Raw genomic sequence first — 24,148 nt, 5'->3', positions numbered from 1 at the left:
CGCGACGTCAAGGGCCTCTACAAGAAGGCCCGCGCCGGGCAGCTGAAGAACTTCACCGGCATCGACAGCCCCTACGAGGCCCCCGAACACCCCGAACTGCGCATCGACACCACCACCACCGACCCCGTCCAGGCCGCCCAACGCATCGTCGCCTGGCTGGAAGGCGAGCTGGATTACGAGGTGTGACGATGAAGCCCCAGGACCTGTCCGCGCGATCGGTGCTGAACGGACCCGGCCAGTTGGCGATCGAGGCCGACGCGGTGCGATTGTTCGCCCATCCGACGGTCCAGGCGGCGGTCCGCGCCAAGCGCGCGGCCTTCGAAGCCCACCCGCTGGCCGGGACTCCGGCGGGCCGGGCGACCCTGGCGCTGAACCTGGAGGAGATGGCCTTCAGCGCGGTCGTGTCGGTGGTCGCCATGGATGTCGGCCGCGCGTGGCCCTTCTGGACGTTGAACCTGCCGCATGATCGGGGCGGGCTGCGCGTGCCGGGAACGCGGCACGGGGTGGACAATCCCGACAACGTCTACCGGGTCATCGCCGTGGACGACGTCAGCGGCTTTCGCGTCGATGGCCAGGTCAACGACCGTCCCGGCGCCGATGTCAGCTTCACCCTGTTCAACGCCTATCCGGGCGCGGGCGTCGACAGCCAGTCGCAAGGCGTGCTGCTCCTCGACCAGCTGGACAAGGACGCGGACGGCCGGTTCAGCTTCACCGTCGGTCCGGACGCGGCCGGCGATCGCGCCAACCACCTCCAGACCCGGCCCGGCGCCGCCCGCCTGATCTTCGTGCGGGACTCGCTGCAGGACTGGGCGGTGGAGACGCCGGTCTCCCTGGCCGTCACCCGCACGGCCGGACCCGAGGTGACGGCGCCTACGGAGGACGAGCTGGTCGCCAAGGCGATCGAAGCCGTCGGCGCATCCATCGACTACTGGCTTCGCCTGATGCCCCAATGGTTCGGGACGCCGTTCAACGCCGTCGCCAAGGGCCGCGCCAAGAACTTCTCCTATGTGCAGCAAGCCACCAGCGAGGCCCGCTTCCGCCTGGCCGTCGACGAGGCCCTGGTCGTGACGATCGATCCGTGCGGAGCCAGGTACCTGGGCGTCCAGCTGGCCGATCCCTGGGGCGCGTCGATGGACTACGGCGCCCATACCAGCAGCCTGAACCGGCGCCAGGCCCATCGCTCGGCCGACGGGACGATCACCTATGTCGTCTCGCTGTCCGACCCCGGGGTCCACAACTGGCTGGATCCGGCGGGGCTGGAGCAGGGGACCATGCTGCATCGCTGGCAGGGCCTGCCGGACGGCGGGTTCGATTCCGAGCGTTCGGTGCGAGGGTCGCGCGTCGTGAGGCTGGACCAGCTGGCCAGCGTCCTGCCGACCGACATGCGCCGGGTCACGCCGGCGGAACGCAGGCAACAATTGGCGCAACGCGCCGCCGGACTGGCGCGGCGGCTGGACTGATCTCAGGAGGACACCATGGCGTCTGACATCCATTTCGATCCGTTCGAGGAAGACGCGCTGGCCGATCCCGGCGCGGCCTATGGCGCCCTGCGCGCCGCCTGTCCCTTCCATCACCAGCCGGCGCAGGACGGCCGGCCGGACTTCTATGTCCTGAGCGACCACGCCGAGATCAAGACCGACATCCTGCAGGGAAATCCGATCTGGTCGTTCCGGTTCGGCAACGCGATGAAGGACTCGATCAGCGACGTCGGCTTCAAGACCGACGGCGCCTTTCACGCCGCGTTCCGCATGGTGGTGCAGCGCGGCCTGACCCCGCCGATGGTCAAGGCCTGGCGCCCGAAGATCGAGGCCATCGTCGACGAGCTGGTCGACGCGATGCTGGCGATCCCCGAGGGGCGCGGCGACTTCTACAGCCTGTTCGCCCTGCCGCTGCCGGCCCGGATGATGTGCCGGATGCTGGGCGCGCCCGAGGCCGACTACCAGAACTACAAGCGCTGGAGCGACACGCTGCAGTTCCTGACCTTCGAGGATCCCGAGCCCGGCTCCTACGAGACGGTGCTGCGGGAGATCTATCCGCACTTCACGATGCTGATCGAGCAGCGCCAGGCCCTGCTGGCCGCGGCGGGAATCGACGAGCCGGACCTGTCGCATCTGGGCGCGGTGCTGCCGGACGACTTCATGTCGCGCGCCCTGGTCTCGCGGGTCGAGGGACGGCGGCTGACGCACGAGGAGATGCTGAACATCTGCCTGGCCTTCCTGACCGGTGGCCAGGAGACGACCACCAACCTGATCGGCCACCTGCTGCGGCGGCTGCTGGAGGCGCCCGAGCGGTGGGAACAGCTGAAGGCCGATCCGTCGCTGATCGACAACGCGGTGGAAGAGTCGCTGCGCTTCGACCCGCCGGTGCTGGCCCATTTCCGCACCAGCCTGGGCGAGACGCGGATGCATGGCCACGACATTCCCGAGCGGGCCAAGCTGATGTTCTCGATCTGCGGGGCCAACCGCGATCCGGCGGTGTTCGAGGCTCCGGACGAGTTCCGCATCGACCGGCCGGTGCCCGAGGCGCGCCAGCACCTGTCGTTCGGCTCCGGCGTCCATCTCTGCCTCGGCGCGCCGGTCGCGCGGCTGGAGGCCAGGATCGCCCTGGAGCGGCTGATCGAGCGCCTGCCCAACCTGCGCCTGCTGGGCGTCGGCGGGCGGGTGCGCACCTGGATGTACTGGGGCCATACCGGCCTCGACGTGGCCTGGAGCTGATCGCATGCTGAGGTCCGCGCCCCTGCCGCCGGAGGCCGCCCTGACGGCGCGCGCCCGAGCCCTGGCCTATCCCGAGCACACGGCCGCGGGCCTGGCGGCCCTGGAGGCCGCGATCCCGCTGGCGGAGGCGCTTGTCCTGACACCGGACGCCCTGAAGGCCGAGGCGATCCGAAGGGCGGACGGCCTCGTCGATTTCGGGCCTGCCCCGCTGGACGAGCCCCTGGCCGTCCTGTGCGGCTCGCTGAACGACGAAATCGAGCTCCACGCCCTGGGGCGGATGCAGGTCTTCAACCAGCTGGCGGGCCTCCTGGCCCTGCGGTTGCGGTTCGAGGACCTCTGGCGCCGCCATCCGGAGATCCTGGATCAGCCGGTCGAGCGTCCGATCATCGTCATCGGCCTGCCCCGCAGCGGCACCACCATCCTGCATCGTCTGCTGTCGCGCGATCCGGCCAAGCGCTCGTCGCCGTTCTGGGAGCAGGTGGCGCCGCTGCCCGACGGCGATCCGACGGCGCCGCAGCCCGATCCCGACCCGCGCCTGGTCCGCATGCGCCAGTCCCTGGACATGCTGGACAAGGTCGTGCCCGACCTGAAGCTGATGCACGAGCTGACGGCCGATCAGCCGGACGAGGACATCAGCCTGCTGATCTTCGCCTTCGCCTCGCTGCAGTTCGAATGGAGCTACAGGGTGCCCCGCTACAGCCGCTGGCACCGGGCGTTCGACCACACCGAGGGCTATCGCTATTTCCGCCGCGTGCTGCAGACCCTGCAGTGGCTGCGCGGCGGCGATCGCTGGGTGCTGAAGGCGCCGCAGCACCTGGAGCAGCTCAGGCCGCTGCTGAGCGTCTTCCCGGACGCCATCCTGGTGCAGACCCACCGCGATCCCGTGCCGGCCGTCATCTCCCTGGCCAGCCTGACGACCTATGGCGGGCGGCGCTACTACGACCATCCCAATCCCCATGCGGTCGGGGCCGACATGGCGTCGATCGTCGAGCGCCTGCTGCGCCGGGGCGTCGAGGACAGGCCCGAGGACGACCGGCGCTTCGTCGACATCCAGTTCACCGACCTGATCGCCGACCCGCTGGGCTGCGTGCGGCGCATCTATGCGGCCTCCGGCGACACGCTGGGCCCCGAGGCCGAGGCCGCGATGCAGGCCTGGATCGACGACAATCGCCAGGGCAAGCATGGGGGGCACGACTACGCCGCCGAGGACTTCGGCTTGGACGTCGCCGACCTGCGCCGTCGCCTGGGCTTCTACCAGGAGCGCTTTTCCATTCCGGTCGACCGCCGGTTCGCGGGCTGAGGACGCGCCGATGACCTCGCCGATCGATCCCGCCCTGTCGTCCGACCAGATCGCGGCCATCGCCGAGGAGGCTTACGTCTACGCCTTCCCGATGATGATCGCCTACGGCTTCTTCCACCGGCAGACCATGGGGCCCGATACGCCGGAGAAGCAGGCGATCGGCCGGTTCACCCATTTCCGCACCCTGGGCAGCCCGACGTTCAACAACGTCATTCCGTGGATCAACACCGACACGCTCTACTCCGCCGCCTGGCTGGACCTGCGCCGCGAGCCGGTGGTGCTGAAGGTTCCGCGGTTCGAGGGCCACCGGTTCCAGAACGTCCAGGCCGCCGACTGGTACACGATGAACTTCTTCACGCGCGGCACGCTGGACGTGGGCAACGCGGCGCGGACCTACCTGCTGGCCGGACCCGACTGGAGCGGCCCTTCGCCGCCTGGCGTCGACGAGGTGGTGACGGCCGACAGCTGGATCATCAAGCTGTTCACGCGGATCATCGTCGAGGGGCCGGGCGACGAGGCGGCCATCCATGGGCTGCAGGACCAGTACGCCCTGATCCCGCTCAGCCAATTCCTGGGGCGCGCCCCGCCGCCGGCCCGGCCGGCGGCCGAGTTTCCGGCCCCGCCCCCGTCGGGTCTGCGGGGGCGCGGTTTCTTCGAGCAGCCGTCGCCCGAGTTCATCGGGACCTTCAACACCCTGATGACCCAGGCCGCCGTCCATCCGGACGAGGCGGCGCTTTTCAGGCGCTTCGCGACGATCGGCGCGGCACCCGGCGCGGCGTTCGACGCCTCGGCGCTGACGCCCGGACAGGCGGCGGCGATCCAGGCCGGGATCGCCGCCGGTCTGGCCCGGATCGAGCATCGGCTGGCCAATCTCGACACGCCGGTCAATGGCTGGGTCTATCCGCTGGACCTGCGCGGCGGGCGCGATCGCCTGACCGGCGATCCCAAGGCCTATCTGGCCCGGGCGGTCGCCGCGCGATACGCTATCTGGGGGCCCGGCGCCTCGGAGGTGGTCTACATGGTCGCCGAGACGGACGCCGCCGGCGCGCCGCTGGACGGGGCGGTCGCGGCCTACGAACTGACCTTCGACACGGCCCCGCCCGTCGACGGCTTCTGGTCCTACACGGTCTATGACGCGGCCACGCGGTTGCTCGTTCCGCATCCTTCGGGTCGCTACAAGCGTGGCGATCGCGACGCCGACATCCGCCGCAACGCCGCGGGCGGCTTCACCCTGCTGCTCCAGAACGCGCCGCCGCCGGCCGACCGTCTGGGGGACTGGCTGCCCGTGCCGGCGGGACGGTTCCAGGTGGTGGGGCGGCTGTACGGGCCGCATGCGGCCCTGCTGGACAAGACCTATTCCCCGCCGCCGCTGGTCGCCCGGCCGCTCTGACCCTAGGCCGGATAGGCGGTCGACTCGACGAGGTCGACGTGCAGGTCGTAGTCGGCCAGGCGCGCGTCGAGCGCGTCGCGGATGTATTTGCGCCCGTCGGCGCCCAGCGCCATGTGGACCGGCGGCTTTTCCATCGCCGCCAGGGTTAGGACGACCGCCGCGCCGCGGGCCGGGTCGTTGGGGGCGGGGACGGCTGGGCGCTCCATCGACTCCCGCAGGCGCGCGGTCATCGGCGCATAGTCGGGCAGGGGAGCCTGCGCCCAGGCCATGCTGGCGGCGCCGAAATTGGTCCGGAAGCCGCCCGGCTCGACCACGGTCACGCGGATGTCGAACGGGGCGAGTTCCTTGGCCAGGGCCTGGCTCAGCCCCGCGACGGCGAACTTGGAGGCGCAATAGAGCCCCATCCCCGGAAAGCCCCGCGCGCCCGCCACCGAGCCGATGTTGATGATGGCGCCGCCGCCGCGCGCCTTGAGATGCGGGATCGCCGCCTTCACCACCCGGAACACGCCGAAGAAATTGGTGTCCATCTCCCGGGCGGCCTCGGCCTCGGTCAGTTCCTCGACCGCGCCCACCAGCCCGTAGCCCGCATTGTTGACCACCACGTCGAGCCCGCCGGCGAGGGCGGCCGCCGCGTCGACCGCCGGCCCGACGGCCTGGGCGTCGGTGACGTCGAGGGCCAGCGCATGGGCGCGCCCCGGCGCGAGGGCCTCGAACGCGGCGAACTGCTCGGGCTTGCGCAGCGTCCCGACGACCACGTGGCCGGCCGCGAGGGCCGCCTCGGCGATCGCCCGCCCCAGCCCGCTGGACACGCCGGTGATCAGCCATGCCTTGGGAGAAACCATCGGAAGCCTCGTTGGCGGCGCCGGATCGGCGTCCGCTCCAGCCTTCTCCGCCGCGCCGGCCGCGTCCAGTCGCCGCGCCCCCCGCGCCGGGCATATCGCTGACGCGATCAGGACAGGGGGTCACATAGGCAAGGCCAACGCCAGGGATAAGGTGGGTGGCTGAGAGCCCGCCGAAAGAGAACGGGCCTCGCGTCGCCGGACGACTGGCGGCCAGGGACAGAAACGCAGAAGGGGAGCCCGATGGGCATTCGACGGAATTGGCGTGTACTAGCCTGCGCGACGACCGCCTTGTGCGGCGCGCCGGCCATTGCCTTCGCGCAGGCCGCGCCGGCCGCGCCCGCCCAGACGGCGCCGGCCGCGCAACCGGCCGAGCAGACCGTGACCACGGTCGACGACATCATCGTCACGGCCCGGCGCCGCGAGGAACGCCTCCAGGACGTTCCCCTGGCCGTCACCGCGATCCCGCCCAAGGCCCTGGAGCGCGCCAACATCACCAACGTGTCGGGCCTTCGGACCCAGGCGCCGGCGCTGATCATCGTTCCAGGCGCGGGCGCCAACAAGAGCACCCCGACCTTCGCCATCCGTGGCCAGAGCCAGCAGGAACTGACGATCCTGGCCGACCCCTCGGTCTCGCTCTACATCGGCGACATCGTCGCGCCGCGCTCGCAGGGCGCCAATGGCGGCCTGTTCGACCTGGCGTCCGTCCAGGTTCTCAAGGGACCGCAGGGCACCCTGTTCGGGCGCAACTCGACGGGCGGCATCGTCCAGCTGATCCCCAACGCGCCCACCCATGAAGCCGGCGGCTCGGTCGGCGTCACGATCGGCAATTTCGGGACCCTGAACACCGAGGCCGTCGTCAACATGCCGCTGGGCGACAAGCTGGCGGCGCGCCTGGCCGTGGTGAGCAACAAGGACGACGGCTACCTGTACGACGTCCTGCTGGGCCGCAACGTCAACTTCACCGACAATCAGGCGCTGCGGTTCTCGCTGAAGTGGGATCCGAACGACGCCCTGACCAACACCCTGGTCGTCGACGCCTATCATTCCAACGAAGGCGGCGCGGGCTCGTATGTTCGCGCGATCAATCCGAACGGCGTGTTCAACTCGGCGCCGGCCCGCACGCCGCGGAACTATCCGACGCTGCAGCAGATGCTGGCCGACCAGCAGGCGCGGGGCACGCTCAAGACCGCCAGCGGCACGCCGTCGTTCTCCAAGGTCGAAACCCTGACCATCGCCAACTCGACCGTCTACGACCTGGGCGACCACATCTCGATCAAGAACATCGTGGGCTACCGCGACGTGAAATCGCACAGCTACGAAGACACCGACGGCCTGCCGATCCCGCTGCTGGAGATCGAGCGGATCTTCGCCCAGCACCAGTTTTCCGACGAATTCCAGATCCTCGGCCAGAGCGGCAACCTGAACTGGATCGCCGGCGCCTATTACTTCCGTGAAAAGGGTTCGGACCAGGGCGCCAGCGTCACCGGCGCGGTCGATTTCGGCGACGTGCAGCCCACCAGCGTCTTCGCCTATCCCGGCTGGGCCAACACCTGGATCAAGGCGAAGAACACCAGCTACGCGGTGTTCGCCCAGGGCACCTACGCCTTCCCGAGCGTGGAGGGCCTGTCGCTGACCGCCGGCGTGCGCGGCAACTGGGACAAGCGCGAGGCCGACATCCTGAGCCGGACGGCGACGGCCTGCCGCTTCACCATGGACGAGGACCACAATCCGGCCACGGCCGAAACACGGCCGACCCTGGCCAACTGCGACCTGCCGCTGTCGGTCAAGTACAGCGAGCCGACCTACAACGTCAGCCTCGACTACAAGTTCGGCGATAACAAGCTGGTCTATGTCGCCCATCGCCACGGCTACCGCACGGGCGGCTTCGGCGCCCGGGCCTCGACCGAGGCGGGCCTGCGCCGGACCTTCGAGCCCGAGATCGTCGACGACGTCGAAATCGGCGTGAAGGCCGACTGGCGGTTCAACGGCGCCTTCCTGCGCACCAACCTGGCCGTCTACAGCAGCCAGTACAAGAACATCCAGCGGCTGCTGCAGGACAACACCGTGATCCCGATCACGACCGTGACGGCCAACGCCCAGAAGGCCGAGGTCCAGGGCGGAGAGTTCGAGTTCCTGTTCCGGCCGGTGTCGTCGATCGAGCTGTCGGGCTTCTGGGCCTATGCCGACGGGAAGTTCAAGAAGTTCATCGATCCCAACGGCGTGGACCTTTCGGCCACGGCCTTCTCGCGCACGCCCAAGAACGTCTACAGCGTGTCGGCCCGCTTCATGCCGACGATCCCGGACAAGATCGGCAGCGAGCTGTCGTTCGGCGTCAGCTATTTCCACAGCGACGGCTTCGTCGACAACGACGGCGCCGCGCCGACCCAGGTGACCTACGCCTACGAGCTGGTCAACCTGACCGCCGAGCTGCGCAATGTGGGCGGGACGAACGCCTCGATCGGCCTCTACGTCAACAATGCCCTGAACGAGAAGTACGACTTCGCCATGCTGGACGTGTTCTCCTCGCTGGGCTTCAGCGCCCGGACCCCGGGGGATCCGCGAACCTACGGCGTGCGCCTGAAGTACGAGTTCTAGGTCGGCGAAGGGACTTGGGGGATCTCCTCCAGGCCCCACCCGTCTCAGCCAAGAAGAAGGGGCGCAGATCGACAGGATCTCCGCCCCTTTCCTTTGTCCGCGAAGCGGCCTCGACCGTCGCCTCAGGTGGACGCCTTGTCCGGGCGATAGTCCTGCGGCAGGCCCAGGATCCGTTCGGCCACGGTGTTGAGCAGCATCTCGTCGGTGCCGCCGGCGATGCGCAGGGTCGGCTGGTCCATCCACGACATGGCGAAGTCGGTCTTGGGCCGGGGATGCGCGCCGGCGTCGAACCGCAGGCCGTCCGCGCCCATCAGGTCCAGCGCGCAGACCGCGACCTCGCGCCGGCCGCGCGCGCCGACCAGCTTGTGGATCGAGCCTTCCGGTCCGGGTTCGCGACCGGCGGCCAGTTCCAGCACGGACTTCTCGTGGATCGCCGACAGGGCCTGTTGCGTCGCGAAGGCCCGGGCGATGACGCCACGGACGCGGTGGTCCTCGCTGGCCGGCCGACCGTTCAACTGGGTTCCCTGGGCCAGGGCGATCAGGGCGTCCAGGGGCGGTCCGAACCCGGCCTCGTCGGCCGCCGCCGTATAGCGCTCGATCATCAGGGTCTCGACCGCCAGGCGGAAGCCCGCCCCGATCTCGCCCAGGCGCCAGGCGTCCGGGATGCGGACGTCGTCGAAGAAGACCTCGTTGAACTCCTCGGCGCCGTGCAACTGCCGGATCGGCCGGACCGTGACGCCCGGGGCCTTCAGGTCGACGAAGAAATAGGTCAGGCCGCGATGCTTGGGCGCGTCCGGGTCGGAGCGGGCGACGATCACGCCGTAGTCCGAGTACTGGGCGAAGGTCGTCCAGACCTTCTGGCCGGAGAGGATCCAGTCGTCGCCATCCCGGACGGCGCGCGTGCGCACGGCCGCCAGGTCCGACCCCGTCGAGGGTTCGGAGAACAGCTGCGACCACATCTCCTCGCCGCGCAGGGCCGGCGGCACGAAGCGGGCCTTCTGCTCGGGCGTGGCGTAGCGCAGCATCATCGGGATCGGCATCGACAGACTGATGACGAAATAGGCCGAGGGAAAGCCGCGCGCGGCTTCTTCCTCGACAAACAGGACCTGCTCGATCTGGCTGAGGCCCGCGCCGCCATAGGCGGTCGGGAAGGTCAGGCCGGCGAATCCCGCCGCCGCCTTGGTCGCCTGCCAGCGCCGGGCCAGCGCCACGTCGTCGTCCAGGGACAGGCCCAGGCGCGCGGCCTGGCCGAACTCGGCGACATGCGGATCCATGAAGGCGACCGCGCGGGCGCGGAAGGCTTCCAGTTCGGGCGACAGGGCGGTCATGCGGCCCGGCCCTGGGCCTGACGGGCGACGAGGCGTTCAGCCACGACATCCTCCCAGCGCCCGGCGGCGCCCAGCTCGAGGGCCAGGGCCCGGCTTCGACGATAGTAGAGGTGCAGGTCGTGCTCCCAGGTCACGCCGATGGCGCCATGGGTCTGGATCGCCTCGCGCGCCGCCAGTTCGCTGGCCTCGATCGCGCACAGCCGCGCGGCGCCGGCCTGGACCACCAGGTCGGCGGCGGCGTCGCGCAGGGCCAGGACCGCGCGCAGGGCGGCCCCCCGCGCCAGTTCCGTCGCGACATAGATCTCGGCGATGCGGTGCTTGATCGCCTGGAACTTGCCGATCGGCTGGCCGAAGGCCTGGCGCTCGTTGGCGAAGGCGCGGGCGCGTTCCAGGCAGGCCTCGGCGACCCCCAGCTGCTCGAAGGCGACGACGACGGCGACACGGGCCAGCAGGTCGAGCGCGGCCTGGCGGGCGTCCGTCACGACCAGGACCGTCGCGGGCGCGCCTTCGAAGGTCAGGTCGGCATATCCGCGGCTGTTGTCGAAGGTCTGGACCGGAGCGCGGCGGGTCCGCGCGTCGAGCTCGACCAGCGCCAGGACGTCGGACCCGGTCGCGGCGTCGCGCGCCAGGGTGACGAGCGTGGCCGCCTGCAGGCCGGCCGCGACCGGTCCCAGGACGCCGTGCAGGGCGCCGTTGCGAACCTCAGGCCTGTCGCCGCCGTCGAGGGCGGCGGTCAGGTGGATCGCGCCGATCGTCTCGCCCGCCGCCAGGCCTGGCAGATGCCTGGCCTGAACCTCGGGCGCGCCGTGCCGGCGCAGGGCCTCGCTGACGCCGTAGCTCGTCGACAGGAACGGCGCGCCGGCGGCGAAGCGCCCCGTCAGCTGGGTGACCAGGCAGAGCTCGACAGGACCCAGGCCCAGGCCGCCGTGCTCTTCGGCGATGGTGACGGCGGTCCAGCCCATCTCCCGGCATGCGGTCCAGAAGACCTCGTCGTGGCTTCCGGTCCGCTCGAGGAGACCGCGCAGCCGATCGGGCGAGAAACCGTCGGCCAGCCGGCGTTCGGCCTCCCGGATGATCTGGCGATGGTCGTCGTCGAGCAGGAAGGCCATGGGCGGACCTACAGGCCTTGCGCGATCAGGGCCGGGGCGTCCTTCCAGCCCTTGCCCTCGGCGACCAGCCGTTCCAGCAGCTTGGACGGGCCCCAACGGGTCTGGCCGTTCTCGGCCCCCAGGGCGCGCGCGGTCTCCAGCACCTTGTCCAGGCCGATCTGCTCGCCCCAGAACATCGGGCCGCCGGTGTGGATGGGAAAGCCGTAGCCATTGACCCAGGCGACGTCGATGTCGCTGGCGCGGATCGCTATGCCTTCCTCCAGTTCCTTGGCGCCTTCGTTGACCAGGGGGTGGAACAGGCGGGCCAGGATCTCCTCGTCGGTGAAGGTCCGTTGCGCGATGCCCTGGCGCCGGGCTTCGGCGGTGATGATGGCGATGGCTTCCGGGTCCGGCAGCCGGTCGCGGCCCTCGTAGCGATAGAACCCCGACCCCGAGCGCTGGCCGATGCGGCCGGCCTCGACCATCCGCTCGACCAGCTCCGGCATGCGCTCGTCCGCGGGCAGGGTCTTCTTGCGCACGGCCCGGACGTTGACCGCCTGGGCCATGCCGGCCAGGTCGCGCATGGCCAGCGGACCCATGGCCATGCCGAACGCCTCGGCCACCCGGTCGATCTGCTCCGGCGTCGCGCCGCGCTCCAGCATGTATTCGGCGTTGACCGTATAGTACTGCAGCATGCGGTTGCCGATGAAGCCGTCGCAGTTGCCGGCCAGCACCGGCGCCTTGCCGATCTGCTTGCCCAGGGCCATGACCGTGGCGATGGTCTCGGGGCTGGTCTTCGAACCGCGCACGGCTTCCAGCAGCTTCATGACGTTGGCCGGGCTGAAGAAGTGCGCCCCGATCACCTTGTCGGGCCGGCCGGTGGCCGAGGCGACCTGGTCGATGTCCAGCGACGAGGTGTTGGTGCCCAGGATGGCGTGCGGCGGCGTCGCCTTGTCGAGCAGGGCGAAAATCTCCTGCTTCAGGGCCATGTCCTCGAACACCGCCTCGACAGCCATGTCCACGTCGCCCAGGTCGTCGTAGCCGCCGATCGGCTGGATGCGGTCCAGCCGCTCGTCCATCTGGGCCTGGGTGATCGAGCCGCGGCCCAGCGAGGTCTCGTAGGTCTTGCGCACCGTCGCCATGCCGCGCTCCAGCGCCTCGGCGTTGACGTCCAGCAACTTGACCGCGACGCCGGCGTTGGCGAACGACATGGCGATGCCGCCGCCCATCAGGCCCGAGCCGATCACCACCACCTTGCGGACGGGCAGGGGCTTCACCTCGGCGGGGACGTCGGGGATCTTGCGAGCCTCGCGCTCGGCGAAGAAGTAGTGGATCAGCGCCTTGCGCTGGTCGCTGGCCATCAGCTCGGCGAAGGCCTGGTTCTCGTAGGCCTTGGCTTCGTCGAAGCTCCGGTTGGTCGCCGCCTCGATCACGTCGACGATACGGGCGGGAGCGACCTGGCCGCGCCACTTCTTGCGGTTCTTGGCGCGGAAGTCCTCGAAGACCTTGGGATCGACGCCATTGACCTTGTCGTCGCGGTCGCGCACCGGCGGAGGCGTCCCCTCGGCCGCCAGCTTCAGGGCGTAGGCGACGGCGTCGCTTCGAAGCTCGCCGACAATGGCGTCCACGACGCCCAGCCGTTCGGCCTCGACGGCGCCGATGTGGCGGCCGGTGGTGACCGCCTCCAGGGCGACCTCGACGCCGGTCAGGCGTGGCAGGCGGATCGTGCCGCCGGCGCCAGGCAGCAGGCCCAGCTTGACCTCCGGCAGGCCGACCTTGGCCGAGGCGACGGCGACCCGGGCGTGGGCCGTCAGCGCCAGCTCCAGCCCGCCGCCCAGGGCCGTGCCATGGATGGCCGCGACGATCGGTTTCGGACTGGCCTCGAACTGGGCCTGCAGGGCCTGCAGGCGGGGCTCGGCCGCGCTGTTGGGCGTGCCGAATTCGCTGATGTCGGCCCCGGCGATGAAGGTCGCGCCGCCGCCGAGGACCACGATCGCCTTGACGCCGTCGTCGGCCAGGGCGCGCGCCACCCCCTCGGCCAGTCCCGTGCGGACGGCCAGGCTGAGGGCGTTGACGGGCGGGTAGGCGACGGTGAGGACCGCGACCTCGTTCTCGATGGCGTATTCGACGGCGGACATGGAGGCTCCCGAAGCTGACGGTCTGTCTTACGCGTCGCGGGAAGGCGGCCTCAACAAAACGCTGGCGGACGGGGGCTCTGATCGCGCTTACGATGGTCTGGATCGAGCGCCGCCGTCCTAGGCCAGGGACTGTCCGTCGTCGGCCGCGAAGACACCGCCGGTGATGGCGTCGGAGGCGTCGGAGCTCAGGAAGCTGACCAGGCCGTCCAGGTGGTCGGGCGTCATCACCCGGCGGCGCGGGAAGCTCTTGATCAGTTTCTGCCCGCCTTCGCCCGCCAGCCATTCGGCGTTAAGCTCGGTGACGATCCAGCCGGGGCAGATGGTGTTGACGTTGATCCCGTGCCGCGCCCATTCGCGGGCCAGGCCCTTGCCCAGCATGGCGACGCCCGCCTTGGAGGCGGAATAGGCGGTCAGGCCCGCCAGCGGCCGCAGAGAGCCCACCGAACCCAGCAGGATGATGCGGCCCCGCGACGGATCCGGCGAGGCGATCAGCCGGCGCGCGCCCTCCCGCGCCGTCAGGTAGACGCCCTGGACGTTGATCCGCAGAAGCTGGCCCAGGTCGTCGGCCGGCAGGTCGGTGGCGGGGCCCTGGGCGTTCATTCCGGCGTTGGCGATGACGATGTCGGGCGTGCCGAAGGTGGCTTCCGCGTGGTCGTAGGCGGCCTTGATCGAGGCTTCGTCCTCCACGTCCATCTCGACGGGTTCGACCTGGCCGCCCTCGGCGCGGATCGCCTCGGCCAGCGATCGCAGGCGGTCCAGGCGGCGGGCGCCGGCGACCACCCGCACGCCTTGGGCGGCGAGCATCTGGGCGAACCTCGTCCCCAGTCCCGAGGAGGCGCCGGTCACCAGGGCGACGCGGCCGGTCAGGTCGAAGGGCGAACTCATGGGAAGCTCCTGTTTCGTCAAGGCGATAGCGATCCGCCTTACACCCGGCGAGCGGCGGACCGAAGGTATCGGATGCGCGATGCCGCCGGGGCGGTCGACGATCAGTAGAGGCTGGCCAGCAGCGCCTTCTCGAAGGGGATGCGCTCGTCCAGCCGGCCCTCGCGGACCTTGTCCGTCCAGTCGGGATCGGCCAGCAGGGCGCGGCCGACGGCGATCAGGTCGAACTCCCCAGCCGCCATCAGCGCCTCCACCCGCTCCACGCCGTCGAGGCCGGCGTCGGCGAAGCTGACCGTCGCGCTGTTGACCTGGCCCGGCGCGGTCTTGGCCGTCGAGGCGACGCCGGCCAGGCCGACGCTGCCGACGGCGATGACGGGCTTGCCCGTGATCTCCCGCGTCCAGCCGGCCAGGGTCTTCTCCGACAGGTCCCGGAAGCCGGCTTCCCAGAAGCGCCGGGTCGAGGCGTGGAAGAGCGTGACGCCGGCGTCCGACAGCGGACCCAGGAGCGTCTCCAGTTCCCGCGGGGTCTGGGCCAGCTTGGCGCGATAGTCTTGCTGCTTGAACTGCGACCAGCGGAACGACAGCGGAAAGTCGGGCCCGACCCGACGCCGGATCGCCTTGACCACCTCGATGCCGAAGCGGGCGCGGGCCGCCAGGGTGGGGCCGCCCCAGGGGTCGTTGCGGCGGTTGGTCTCGTGCCAGAAGAAGGTGTCGATCAGGTAGCCGTGGGCGGCGTGCAGTTCGACGCCGTCGAAGCCCAGCGCCTGGGCGTTGGCCGCCGCGACGGCGTAGGCGTCGATGACGTCGGCGATGTCGGTCTCGCTCATCGGCTTGGTCAGGTGGGTGGTGTTCTCGAAGGCGTTGAGGTTCTCCGAGGGGCCGAAGCCCGGGACGTCGCGATCGGGCGCCATGCCGATCTCGCGGAAGCTGCCGGTGTGCCACAGCTGCGGCATGATCCTGCCGCCCTCGGCGTGCACGGCCTCGACGACGCGCTTCCAGCCCGCCAGCGAGGCCTCGCCGTAGAAGCGCGGCACGTTCTCGTAGCTGTGCGCCGAAGGGTGGCCGATATAGGTGGCCTCGGTGATGATCAGGCCGACGCCGCCGCGGGCCCGGCGGGCATAGTACTGGACCATGTCGTCGTGCGGGATCTCGTCCGGGCAGAAATAGCGCGACATCGGCGCCATCACGACGCGGTTCTTCAGCGTCAGCGGACCCGCGGTGAACGGCCGGAACAGCGGGCTTTGGTCGTCGCCGGAACCGGCCGTCATGTCGTCTTCCTCGGGCGAAACTCGGATGCGGATCGTGACGTCGACGGCCTGGGGTCGCCACCCCGTCGGGCCCATTATCGCATGCCCGATCAACCGGGCCGCTGGCTTCGACCGGGGGGCGGGGGCACTATATAGCTCTGCGACAACGCCGCATCAGACGGCGCGCCCGCGGGCCTTAGGGAACACCGAGCATGCTCGACGACGCCGCCGCCGATCCTTCCGACGCCATGGTTCTGAACCCGTCGGGAAACAGCGTCGCCTACCAGCGGGAGAACGTCGCCAAGTGGAGCGACAAGCCGTTCCTCGACGCCGTGGAAACCGCCTCGCGGGCCGAGATCGAGGCCCTGCAGGAAAAGAAGCTGCTGGAGCAGCTGGCCTGGGTGGCGGAGCGGTCGGCGGTCGTGCGCGACGTGTGGCGCGCCGCCGGCGTGGACCCGCTGAGCATCACCTCCCTGGAGGACTTCAAGGCCCGCGCGCCGTTCATGGACAAGGACACGCTCCGGGACTTCCGCGACCGTCACGACGACCCCTTCGGCGGGGTGCTCTGCGTCGATCGGACCGAGATCCACAACATCGGGTCCAGCTCGGGCACGACCGGCGATCCGACCCTGTTCGCCGAGCGCTGGAACAGGCCCTATGAAGGCCCCTTCACCCCCCGGGAATACTGGCATCTGGGCCTGCGTCCCGGCGACTACGTGCTGGAGCTGAGCACGGTGCTGCGCGGCGTGGCCCATCGCATCACCCGCGCCGCCGGGGCCATCCCGCTGATGCTGAACCACGATCCCAACGAGGTCGAGCAGGCCGTCGAGTGGATCCTGAAGTACCGGCCGACCATCTTCTTCATGCTGTCCTCGCCGGTCATCTACGGCCTGGAGCGGCTGGAGCGGGAGAAGGGGATCGACATGGTCGACCTGTTTTCCAGCTTCAAGGCCTGCATCTACGGCGGCGAGCCCATCGGACCGCGCATGCAGCGGACGATGGACCGCTGGGGCGTCAAGGTGTTCGAGTTTTCCAGCCTGGGGGACTCCGGCACGATCTGGGAATGCCAGGCCAAGGACGGGTTCCACGCCTGGGAAGATATCGCCATCGTCGAGGTTCTCGAACCCGGCGGCGACCGCCATGTCGCCGACGGCGAGGGCGGCGAGCTGGTGGTGACGGCCATCCACAACAAGACCGACCCGCTGATCCGCTATCGGTCCGGCGATTTCGTCCGCTACACCAAGGCGCCCTGCGCCTGCGGTCGCGAGCACGTGCGCCTGTGGCTGGCGGGCCGGCTGGGCGACGAGGTCGTCGTCGACGGCGTCTCCATCCTGCCGCGCGATATCTGGACCGCGGTCGAGGAGGTGCCGGAAACCGCCGCCGCCCTGTTCCAGATCATTCGTCCGCGGCGCGAGCTGACCGAGCTGAAGCTGCGCGTCGGCTATGACGGCCAGCCGGACCTGGACGACGTCGCCCGCCGCGTGGCCGACCAGGTCGAGGCGCGCATCAAGGTCCGTCCGCGCGTCGAGCTGACCCCCAACAGTGAACTGATCAAGCTGGGTCCGCCCCACAAGATCCCCCGCGTCGCAAAGGCCTGAGGATGACCGTCGCCCTGCTGGATGCCCCGCCCGTCACCTCGGCCGCCCTGACCTTCGACGCGCCGGACGCGATCTGGGGCGTCGGGAGCGCGCCCATGGCCGGCGGCCTGGTTCACTATCCGCTGTCGAACCGGGACGTCATGGCCGACGTCGACTGGGCCGAACAACGGCTTCGCGCCCTCGGCGTCGGGGCGGGCTCGCTGATCGACCTGGTGCATAACTACAGCGAGTGCGGCCAGTTCTGGCCCTATTACCTCGCCGCGATGCGGCTTGGCGCGCAGGTGATGAACGGCATGGCCACGCCCTGGGACGCGGGGCGCGTGGAGATGTACGTCCGGCGCTTCCCGCTGCACGCAGTGCTCGGGGTCGGCCCGCAGACGCTCGAGGGCCTGGCGATGTTCGGCTTCGACGCGGGCCAGGTGTTCGGCGACCTGGCGGTCGTCGGCGCGCGCGGGCGCGCGGCGGCGACGCTGGAGGCCCTGAACCTGCGCCCGCACCGCATGACCCTGCTGGGCCCCCTGATCCTGATCGCCGCGCCCGGCGAGGACGCGGCCTATGACACGGCCGAATGGACCCTGGAGACCGACGAGGACGGGCGTATCCTGGTGACCTCGGGCGCCGGCCGGGCCGCCCGCTATCAGCGCCTGGACACGGGCTTTCGAGGGCGCGTCGCCGACGGCCGTGTCGGCCTCGAGGACGGGGAATGACCGAGGCGAGCGTCCTGCAGCGGCTGGACCGCATCGAATCCCACCTGGCGATCCAGCAACTGGCCGTCCGCTACGCCATGGCCGTCGACCGGCGCGACATCGACGAATGGCTCGGCATGTTCGTCGAGGACATCGACTGCGGCCGGCGGGGCAAGGGGCGAGAAGCCCTGCGCGGCTTCATCGAACCGGCCGTGCGGGACTTCTACCGGACGGTCCACACGATCACCGGCCACGCCATCGACCGCATCGACGGCGACGTCGCCGAGGGACGCGTCTACTGCCGGGCCGAGCACGAGTTCGGCGACCAGTGGATCGTCCAGGCCATCTGCTATTTCGACACCTACGAACGGCGGGACGGCGTGTGGTATTTCGCCCGGCGGATCGAGGATTTCTTCTATAGCTGCGACATGCTGGAGCGGCCGCAGGACGCGGACTTCGCGCGGTGGCCCGGGCCGACGCCCAAGCACGCCCCGCCGATGATGCTGCCGCGTTTTTCCACGTGGAAGAGCTTCTGGGGGGAGGCGGACCTCTCGCCGATCACGCGGCGTCCGGGGCCGCCTTAGGGGCGGTACGACCTTCAGATATTATAACTCCGTCATTCCCGCCCTTGTGGCGGGAACCCCTCTGTCGGCCGCAGGTGCAATAGGGGGCGACGTGCTCGGCACGTCGCTTGCGTCTCACGTGTCAGCTAAACCAGGGGCTCCCGCCACAAGGGCGGGAATGACGAAAGGTTTGGTGGTCTTCGGCTGGCGCCGACCGGTCCCAGGCCGTCAGCCCGCCAGGAAGTCCCGCAGGTCGGGCATGTGCGGTTGGTGGGACTGGGCGCCGCCGTCGACGCTGTAGACCTGGCCGTTCACGAACGCCGATTCCGGGGACGCCAGATAGACCGCCATCCAGCCGATATCCTCGGGCAGGCCGCCGCGGGCGACGGTGTTCTGGCGCAACAGGGCCTTTTCCAGCTTGGCGCGGCGCTCGTCCGTGACGGGTTTGGTGGGGATGTAGCCGGGCGAGATGGCGTTGCAGCGCACGCCGTCGATCCCGTGCTGGGCGGCGACATAGCGGGTCAGGGTCGCCAGGCCGGCCTTCGAGCAGGCATAGGCCGTGTTGCCCAGGTCGCCCAGGAACATCGAGTTGGAGCAGATGTTGATGATCGCGCCGCCGCCCTGGCGCGCCATGTGCGGAACGACCTCGCGGCACATCAGCATCGGGCCGCGCAGGTTGATCGCCATCAGGGTGTCCCACAGCTCCACCGTCTGCTTGAGCAGTGGGCCGTCCTGGGTGGCCGACAGGACGGTGGCGGCGGCGTTGTTGACCACCACGTCGATCCTGCCGAAGGCCGCGACGGTGTCGGCGACCGCGGCCTTGATCGACTCCTCCGAGCCGATGTCGCACGCCACCGCGATCGCCTCGCCGCCGGCGGCGCGCAGTCGCTCGGCCAGGGCCTGCGCCTTGTCCAGGGCGATGTCGGCGATGACCACCCGGGCGCCCTGCGCGGCGAACAGCTCCGCGGTGGCCGCGCCGATGCCCGACGCCGCGCCGGTGATGAGGGAGACCAGGCCTGCCAGTCGCGTCATGATGTCGATCCTGTTCCGATGCCTCTGGTCTAGGCGATGGTCGCCGGGACGTCGCGTGGTCCAGGGCGCTTGATCGCAACAGCGATAGGCTCCGGCCCGGACTCGCGCCCGCCCCGCGACCATGGGATTCAAACGGATAGTCGTGTCCGTGAGGAGTCCCATGATCGACCGCAAGCATATCGGCGCCGCGACGGAGGAGGTCTCGATCGAGGTCGAGCTCAGCCAGCTGCGCCTGTTCTGCCAGGCGACCGGCGAGACCGACCCGGTCTTCTTCGACGCGGACGCGGCGCGGGCGGCGGGGCATGAGACGATCCCGACGCCGCCCACCTATCCCCAGACCCTGCTGAACCTCAGCCCGTTCAAGAAGAACCTGGTGCTCGACGTCATCCAGGCCGACCTGGCCCGGATGCTCCATGGCGAGCAGGTGTTCGAGCACCACCACCCGATCCGGGTCGGCGACACCATTCGCATGCGCCAGAGCGTGGCCGACATCTATGACAAGAAGGGCGGGGCCCTGGAGTTCATCGTGCTGGAAACGCTCGCCCGCAACCAGGACGACATCGTCTGCGCCACGCTGAAAAGCGTCGCGGTGATCAGGAACTGAGGCCGGCATGAGCGCGCACGACCTATCGATGCTGGAAGCCGGCGACGCCTTGCCGACCCTGACGGCGGGACCGATCACGCCCCTGACCCTGGCGCTGTTCGCGGGCGGATCGGGCGACCACAACCCGATCCACGTGGACAAGGCGTTCGCCGCGTCGGCCGGATTTCCCGACGTCTTCGCTCACGGCATGCTGTCGATGGCCTATCTGGGACGGGCGCTGACCGACTGGGCGGGGCCAACCGCGGTCCGCCAGTTCGGCGTCCGCTTCGCGGCGATCACCCCGCTGGGCGCCTCGGTCGCCTGCACCGGCCGGGTCGAGGCGATCGTCGAGCGCGACGGCGAGCGGCTGGCGAAGCTGGCGCTGCAGGCGGCGGTGGTCGACGGCCCCATGACCCTGGTCGGCGAAGCCCTGGTGCGGATCGGCTGAACCATGGACCTGAGGTTTTCCCAGGAGGACATCGCGTTTCGGGACCAGGTCCGGGCCTTCGTGGTCGAAAACCTGTCGCCGGAGACCCGCCGCAAGGTCGAGCAGGGCCGGGCGCTGGACAAGGCCGACGTGGTCGACTGGCAAAGGACGCTGAACCGCGTCGGTTGGGCCACGCCCAGCTGGCCGGCCTCGGCGGGCGGTCCCGGGTGGAGCGCGGTCCAGCGCTACATCTTCATGGACGAGCTGTACGCGGCCTGCGCGCCCGAGCCCCTGTCGTTCAATGTTTCGATGATCGGGCCGGTGCTGATCGCCTATGGCAGCGACGAGCATAAGGCGCGCTTTCTCAAGGCGACGGCCAATCTGGACATCTGGTGGGCCCAGGGCTTCTCCGAGCCGGGCGCCGGATCCGATCTGGCGGCGCTCAGCGCCACGGCCGTGCGCGACGGCGACCACTATGTCGTCAACGGCCAGAAGCTCTGGCAGGGCATGGCGCACCGGGCCGACTGGATGTTCACCCTGGTGCGCACCGATCCGAACGCGGCCAAGAAGCAGGGCGGGATCAGCTTCCTGCTGATCGACCTGAAGACGCCGGGCGTCACCATCCGGCCCATCATCACCATCGACGGCCGTCACGAGGTCAACGAGGTGTTCCTGGACGACGTCCGCGTGCCGGTCGGCGATCGGGTCGGCGAGGAGAACCAGGGCTGGACCTACGCCAAGTACCTGCTGTCCAACGAGCGGACCGGCATCGCCCGGATCGGCATGACCCGGAGGATCCTGGCGCGGGTCGCCGAGGCCCTGTCCAGCGTCGAGGCAGGCCTGACCGAGGCCGAGCGCGCGCGCCACGCCGCGGAGGCGACCGCGATCGAGGCCGAACTCCGGGCGCTGGAGATCACCCAGCTCCGGGTCCTGGCGGCGCAGCAGGCCGGACAGACCGATCCGCGCTCGTCGATCCTGAAGATCAAGGGCGTCGAATTGCGGCAGGCGGCTTCGGAACTGTTGCTGCGGGTGGTCGGGCCGGTCGGCTACGCCTTCGCCTACGAGGGCCAGGACGAAGCGCCGTCCGAGGCGGCGTCGAACTATTTCACGCTGCGCGCGGCCTCGATCTACGGCGGGGCCAGCGAGGTGCAGAAGAACATCATCGCCTCGAGCGTGCTGGGCTTGTGAGGGCGGGATGAACTTCGATCTTTCGGAAGACCAGGCGATGCTGAAGGACACGGCCGAGCGCCTGTTCGCCCAGGCGGCCGGCAATCCATCCGGCGACCTGTGGGCCAGGATGGCCGAGCTGGGCCTGCTGGCCGCGCCGTTCGCCGAGGACGATGGCGGGCTGGGCCTTGGACCCGTCGAGACGATGATCCTGGCCGAGGCGGCGGGACGGGCCCAGGTCCTCACGGCCTATGCCGGGGCGATCGCCGCGGCGGGAACGGCCTTGCGGCTCGCGCCCGTTCCACCCTCGGCGTCGATCGCCAGCCTGGCCGCCGGCGAGGTTCCGTTCGCCTGGGCCCATGACGAGCTGGGCATGGCCAGCGGCGAGGCCAGGCGAACGCGGGCGCGATCGTCCGGCGAGGGCTGGATCGTGTCGGGGCGCAAGATCAACTTGACCCATGTCGCCGAGGACGCGCGGCTGGTCGTGACGGCCGCCGCCGAGGGCGAGCCGATCGTGCTGATCGTCCCGCTGGACGCCCAAGGGGTGTCGCGCCGCGACCACCACCTGTTCGACGGGACGCCCGCCTCGGAGGTCAGCTTCTACGAGGTGGCGGTGGACGCGACGGCGGCGCTGGCCCGGGGCCCCGAGGCCGAGACCTTGACGGAACGGGCCCGCGAGCATCTGGTCGCCTTCCGGGCCGCGGAGGCCGTCGGCTTGATGCAAGCCCTGCTGGACGCCACGCTCGAACACCTGAAGACCCGCCGCCAGTTCGGCGAGCCGCTGTCCGCGTTCCAGGCGCTACGGCACAGGGCGGCCGACATGCTGGTGGCGTTGGAGCAGGCGCGGTCGATGGCCATGCTCGCGGCCCTGTCGGTCGAGGACCCCGACGGTGTGGCGCGGCGCAGGACGATCGCGCAGGTGCGGGCGGTGGTCGGAAAGGCCTGCAAGCTGGTCGGCCAGGCGGCCGTGCAGCTTCATGGCGGCGTCGGCGTCACCGAGGAGCACCCCGTCGGTCGCGGCTTTCGCCAGCTGACCCTGATTGACCTGGAGATGGAGCGGGGATGACCCTGTCGACCTCACCGCCTGGAGCCTTGGACGACGCGCTGGCCCTGATCGTCGAGCTGGGCCTGCCGGTGATGTCCGGCGTGGCCGAGGGACTGGGGGACGCCGGCGCCGAGGTCGTCGTGCTGCGCGATCCGCGCCTGGCGGGTTCGAGCGACGAGGTCGAGGCCGCCCTCGCGACCGCCCTGGGGCCAAGCCGCGCGCCGGCCCTGGTGGTGCTGAGCCTGCTGGGCGAGGCGACGACGGCGCTTGGGCCGCTGGAGGGCGTCGACCTCCAGGCCTGGCGCGCCGGGGCCGCGGATCCGATCCGAATCGCGATGCGTGTGCTGACGGCGCTGGGGGCGCGGATGAAGCCGGCGGGGCGAGGGGCGATCCTGTTCCTGGCTCCCTCCCTGTCCCTGGTCGGCGGCGCCGGCATGGTGGCTTTGAGCACCGCCCTGGAGGGACAACGGGGCCTGATGAAATCGGTCGCGCGCCAGTGGGGCGCCAGCGGGGTGACCGTGAACTGGGCCGCGGCCGCGCCGCGAGCCCTGTCGCCGCATTTCGACGCGGCCGACCTGGCGGCCAAGGGCGATGCGGTTCCCGTCGCCCTGGGCCGGCGTCCCGACGCCCGCGCCGAGATCGCGGGATTGGCCGCCTGGCTGGCCGGGCCGGCCGGACGCGGCTTGACGGGCGCGACCCTGATGATCGACGGCGGCGAGTGGATGGTGCCATGACGGCCATGGACTGGACTTCGACGGCGGGCCTGCTGGCGGGACGCGTCGCGATCGTCACCGGGGCCAGCGGCGGCGTCGGCCGGGGACTGGCCCGCGCCCTGGCCCTGGCCGGCACCCGGGTCGTCGTGGCGGCGCGGAGCCCGGTCGGCGGTGCGGAAACCGTCGCCCAGATCGAGGCCGAGGGCGGACAGGCCCTGTTCGTCGCCACCGACGTCTGTGACGCCGGCGCGGTGCGCCACACGGTCGAGGCCAGCGTTCAGGCGTTCGGCGGCCTCGACATCGTCGTGCACAACGCCGCCAGCACTCTGGCCAAGCCGACGCCGCTGGAAGACATCGACGACGCGCTCTGGGCCGAGCAGGCCGGCGTGTCGCTGGACGCCTTGCATCACCTGGCCCACGCCGCGCTGCCTCACCTGCGCGACACCGGCCGGGGCCGCTTCCTGGTGCTGTCCTCGGCCCAGGGCCAGCACGGCGGGGCGATGAACCCCGCCTATACCGCCCTGAAGGCGGCGCAACGCGGATTCGTCAAGGCGCTGGCCCGCGAGTGGGGGCCCCACGACATCGTCGTCAACGCCCTGGCCCCGGCCGCCCTGACCGACGCGGCCAGGGCCTATCTCGAGGCCGACCCCGAACGCACGCGCGAGGCGATGAAGAGCTTTCCGCTGGGCCGGATGGGCGACATGCGCGACGACATCGGGCCGGCCGCCGTCGCCATGTGCAGCGACCTGTGGCGCTACGTGACGGGCCAGACCGTCAATGTCGACGGCGGGTACTACACGGCCCTGTAGC

General features: G+C 70.3%; 22 protein-coding genes. 15 read left to right on the top strand and 7 right to left on the bottom strand.

All coding sequences use genetic code 11. The features are described 5' to 3' along the window. From AC07NX_RS20110 to AC07NX_RS20090, 5 genes are all read left to right on the top strand, one after another. Window positions 1–186: adenylyl-sulfate kinase (locus tag AC07NX_RS20110; RefSeq protein WP_494644223.1), on the top strand; the 186-nt coding region annotated here is incomplete at its 5' end. 2 nt (window positions 187–188) lie between these two features. Beyond that, a complete protein-coding gene (locus AC07NX_RS20105) occupies window positions 189–1,460 on the top strand; it encodes a hypothetical protein (protein WP_494644222.1) in 1,272 nt (423 codons plus the stop codon). 15 nt (window positions 1,461–1,475) lie between these two features. Continuing rightward, a complete protein-coding gene (locus AC07NX_RS20100) occupies window positions 1,476–2,714 on the top strand; it encodes a cytochrome P450 (RefSeq protein WP_494644220.1) in 1,239 nt (412 codons plus the stop codon). A 4-nt stretch (window positions 2,715–2,718) separates the two neighbouring features. Continuing rightward, window positions 2,719–4,014 carry a sulfotransferase family protein gene (locus tag AC07NX_RS20095; protein WP_494644218.1) on the top strand — a complete coding sequence of 432 codons (1,296 nt, stop codon included), beginning with the start codon at window positions 2,719–2,721 and terminating at the stop codon, window positions 4,012–4,014. A 10-nt stretch (window positions 4,015–4,024) separates the two neighbouring features. Further along, a complete protein-coding gene (locus AC07NX_RS20090; RefSeq protein ID WP_494644216.1) occupies window positions 4,025–5,404 on the top strand; it encodes a DUF1254 domain-containing protein in 1,380 nt (459 codons plus the stop codon). A gap of 2 nt (window positions 5,405–5,406) precedes the next feature. On the opposite strand, the gene AC07NX_RS20085 is transcribed toward AC07NX_RS20090, so the two are convergent. Continuing rightward, complete coding sequence (locus tag AC07NX_RS20085; RefSeq protein WP_494644214.1) at window positions 5,407–6,246, bottom strand: SDR family NAD(P)-dependent oxidoreductase; 840 nt, start codon at window positions 6,244–6,246, stop codon at window positions 5,407–5,409. A 240-nt stretch (window positions 6,247–6,486) separates the two neighbouring features. Here AC07NX_RS20085 and AC07NX_RS20080 point away from each other — a divergent pair, with 240 nt between their 5' ends. Beyond that, the gene (locus AC07NX_RS20080) at window positions 6,487–8,841 is read left to right on the top strand and encodes a TonB-dependent receptor (RefSeq protein ID WP_494644213.1); all 2,355 of its coding nucleotides are present in this window, start codon (window positions 6,487–6,489) and stop codon (window positions 8,839–8,841) included. Window positions 8,842–8,963: 122 nt separating this feature from the next. On the opposite strand, the gene AC07NX_RS20075 is transcribed toward AC07NX_RS20080, so the two are convergent. From AC07NX_RS20075 to AC07NX_RS20055, 5 genes are all read right to left on the bottom strand, one after another. Then, window positions 8,964–10,169 (bottom strand): acyl-CoA dehydrogenase family protein, encoded by a 1,206-nt coding sequence (locus AC07NX_RS20075; RefSeq protein ID WP_494644212.1) that lies wholly within the window; start codon window positions 10,167–10,169, stop codon window positions 8,964–8,966. Continuing rightward, window positions 10,166–11,278 (bottom strand): acyl-CoA dehydrogenase family protein, encoded by a 1,113-nt coding sequence (locus AC07NX_RS20070; RefSeq protein WP_494644210.1) that lies wholly within the window; start codon window positions 11,276–11,278, stop codon window positions 10,166–10,168. The genes AC07NX_RS20075 and AC07NX_RS20070 overlap by 4 nt, the downstream gene beginning before the upstream one ends. An 8-nt stretch (window positions 11,279–11,286) precedes the next feature. Further along, the gene (locus AC07NX_RS20065; RefSeq protein WP_494644209.1) at window positions 11,287–13,395 is read right to left on the bottom strand and encodes a 3-hydroxyacyl-CoA dehydrogenase NAD-binding domain-containing protein; all 2,109 of its coding nucleotides are present in this window, start codon (window positions 13,393–13,395) and stop codon (window positions 11,287–11,289) included. A gap of 117 nt (window positions 13,396–13,512) precedes the next feature. Then, window positions 13,513–14,280, bottom strand: a complete 768-nt coding sequence (locus tag AC07NX_RS20060) for an SDR family NAD(P)-dependent oxidoreductase (RefSeq protein WP_494644208.1) — start codon at window positions 14,278–14,280, stop codon at window positions 13,513–13,515. Window positions 14,281–14,381: 101 nt separating this feature from the next. After that, window positions 14,382–15,545: an NADH:flavin oxidoreductase gene (locus tag AC07NX_RS20055; protein WP_494644206.1), complete on the bottom strand. Its 1,164-nt coding sequence runs from the start codon at window positions 15,543–15,545 to the stop codon at window positions 14,382–14,384. A 191-nt stretch (window positions 15,546–15,736) separates the two neighbouring features. Here AC07NX_RS20055 and AC07NX_RS20050 point away from each other — a divergent pair, with 191 nt between their 5' ends. From AC07NX_RS20050 to AC07NX_RS20040, 3 genes are read left to right on the top strand one after another with little or no spacing between them, the layout of a single operon-like run. After that, complete coding sequence (locus tag AC07NX_RS20050) at window positions 15,737–17,122, top strand: phenylacetate--CoA ligase family protein (RefSeq protein WP_494644204.1); 1,386 nt, start codon at window positions 15,737–15,739, stop codon at window positions 17,120–17,122. A 2-nt stretch (window positions 17,123–17,124) separates the two neighbouring features. Further along, the gene (locus AC07NX_RS20045) at window positions 17,125–17,829 is read left to right on the top strand and encodes a hypothetical protein (RefSeq protein WP_494644202.1); all 705 of its coding nucleotides are present in this window, start codon (window positions 17,125–17,127) and stop codon (window positions 17,827–17,829) included. Then, complete coding sequence (locus AC07NX_RS20040) at window positions 17,826–18,392, top strand: nuclear transport factor 2 family protein (RefSeq protein WP_494644200.1); 567 nt, start codon at window positions 17,826–17,828, stop codon at window positions 18,390–18,392. Before AC07NX_RS20045 ends, AC07NX_RS20040 begins: the two co-directional genes overlap by 4 nt. Window positions 18,393–18,599: 207 nt before the next feature. Here the strand turns inward: AC07NX_RS20040 and AC07NX_RS20035 are convergent, their stop codons facing one another. Further along, window positions 18,600–19,403, bottom strand: a complete 804-nt coding sequence (locus AC07NX_RS20035) for an SDR family NAD(P)-dependent oxidoreductase (RefSeq protein WP_494644199.1) — start codon at window positions 19,401–19,403, stop codon at window positions 18,600–18,602. 160 nt (window positions 19,404–19,563) lie between these two features. Between AC07NX_RS20035 and AC07NX_RS20030 the strand changes: the two genes are divergently transcribed. Genes AC07NX_RS20030 through AC07NX_RS20005 form a run of 6 tightly spaced genes read left to right on the top strand, consistent with a single transcriptional unit; the run spans window position 19,564 to window position 24,147 of the window. Continuing rightward, on the top strand, window positions 19,564–20,007 hold the full coding sequence (locus tag AC07NX_RS20030) for a MaoC family dehydratase N-terminal domain-containing protein (protein WP_494644197.1): 444 nt from the start codon (window positions 19,564–19,566) through the stop codon (window positions 20,005–20,007). Window positions 20,008–20,014: 7 nt separating this feature from the next. Next, window positions 20,015–20,434: a MaoC/PaaZ C-terminal domain-containing protein gene (locus AC07NX_RS20025; protein WP_494644195.1), complete on the top strand. Its 420-nt coding sequence runs from the start codon at window positions 20,015–20,017 to the stop codon at window positions 20,432–20,434. A 3-nt stretch (window positions 20,435–20,437) separates the two neighbouring features. Beyond that, entirely contained in the window at window positions 20,438–21,601 is a 1,164-nt protein-coding gene (locus AC07NX_RS20020; RefSeq protein WP_494644193.1) for an acyl-CoA dehydrogenase family protein, read from the top strand. A gap of 7 nt (window positions 21,602–21,608) precedes the next feature. Then, complete coding sequence (locus AC07NX_RS20015; protein ID WP_494644192.1) at window positions 21,609–22,646, top strand: acyl-CoA dehydrogenase family protein; 1,038 nt, start codon at window positions 21,609–21,611, stop codon at window positions 22,644–22,646. Next, a complete protein-coding gene (locus AC07NX_RS20010; protein ID WP_494644191.1) occupies window positions 22,643–23,359 on the top strand; it encodes an SDR family oxidoreductase in 717 nt (238 codons plus the stop codon). The genes AC07NX_RS20015 and AC07NX_RS20010 overlap by 4 nt, the downstream gene beginning before the upstream one ends. After that, window positions 23,356–24,147, top strand: a complete 792-nt coding sequence (locus AC07NX_RS20005) for an SDR family NAD(P)-dependent oxidoreductase (RefSeq protein WP_494644190.1) — start codon at window positions 23,356–23,358, stop codon at window positions 24,145–24,147. The genes AC07NX_RS20010 and AC07NX_RS20005 overlap by 4 nt, the downstream gene beginning before the upstream one ends. The last annotated feature ends 1 nt before the right edge of the window (window position 24,148 follow it).

The organism is Caulobacter sp. GW821-FHT09A05 (genome assembly GCF_059418465.1).
Note: the sequence above shows the minus strand (reverse complement) of the source record. Positions and strands in the feature narration are given on the sequence as shown.